The organism is Streptomyces sp. NPDC050121, from assembly GCF_044460385.1.
Classification (GTDB): domain Bacteria; phylum Actinomycetota; class Actinomycetes; order Streptomycetales; family Streptomycetaceae; genus Streptomyces; species Streptomyces soliscabiei.
This window is the reverse complement of the sequence record NZ_JBITJV010000125.1, coordinates 1-1008: the sequence shown is the minus strand read 5'-3', so window position 1 is coordinate 1008 and position 1008 is coordinate 1. Positions and strand designations below refer to the sequence as shown.

Here is a 1008-nt window from a genome sequence, read left to right as displayed (position 1 = left end):
AGGTGAGGGCCTTCCGGTTCGGTGTGGATTGCGACGTCTACACCAACCGAAAGGCCCTCGTGTCCCACCGTAATGCACCCCTGACCGAGACCGGCCGTCTGCGTCTGGCCCGCTGCGTGGTCGAGGACGGCTGGCCCCTGCGCCGGGCCGCCGAGCGCTTCCAGGTCTCGCCGACCACGGCCCAGCGGTGGGCGGACCGCTACCGGAAACTCGGCGAGGCAGGCATGAGCGACCGCTCGTCCAGACCGCGTCACAGCCCGCGCCGGACCCCGACCCGCACCGAGCGGCGGATCATCAAGGTCCGCCTCCTGCGCCGCTGGGGACCGGCGCGCATCGCCTACCTGCTGCGGCTGAACCCCTCCACGGTGCACAGGGTCCTGGTCCGCTACAGGCTGGCCCGCCTCACTCATCTCGACCGCGCCACCGGCCGGGTGATCCGCCACTACGAACGGTCCGCGCCGGGCGAACTGGTGCACGTGGACATCAAGAAGCTCGGCAACATCCCCGACGGCGGCGGCCACAAGACCCTGGGCCGCCAGGCCGGCCGCCGGACCCGCTCCGGCGTGGGTTACAGCTACCTGCACAACGCCGTCGACGACCACTCCCGCCTCGCCTACAGCGAGATCCTCACCGACGAGAAGAAGGAGACCGCCACCGCCTTCTGGGCCCGGGCCCAGGCGTTCTACGCCCAGGCCGGGATCACCGTCCAGCGGGTGCTGACCGACAACGGCTCCTGCTACCGCTCACGCGACTGGCGCGATGCCCTCGCCACAGCCGGGATCACCCACAAGCGAACCCGGCCCTACCGGCCCCAGACCAACGGCAAGGTCGAACGCTTCAACCGCACCCTGCTCGACGAATGGGCCTACGCCCACCCCTACCGCACAGAGGCCGAACGACGCGACGCCTTCCCCGACTGGCTGCACACCTACAATCACCACCGCGGACACACCGCGCTGAAAGGCCAACCACCCGCCAGCCGCGTCCCCAACCTCACAGGGCAATACA

1 protein-coding gene is annotated in these 1008 nt (G+C 70.1%); it reads left to right on the top strand.

The features are described 5' to 3' along the window. Window positions 1-59: 59 nt before the first annotated feature. Window positions 60-1008: IS481 family transposase (locus ACIBTS_RS49435; protein WP_399328577.1), on the top strand; the 949-nt coding region annotated here is incomplete at its 3' end.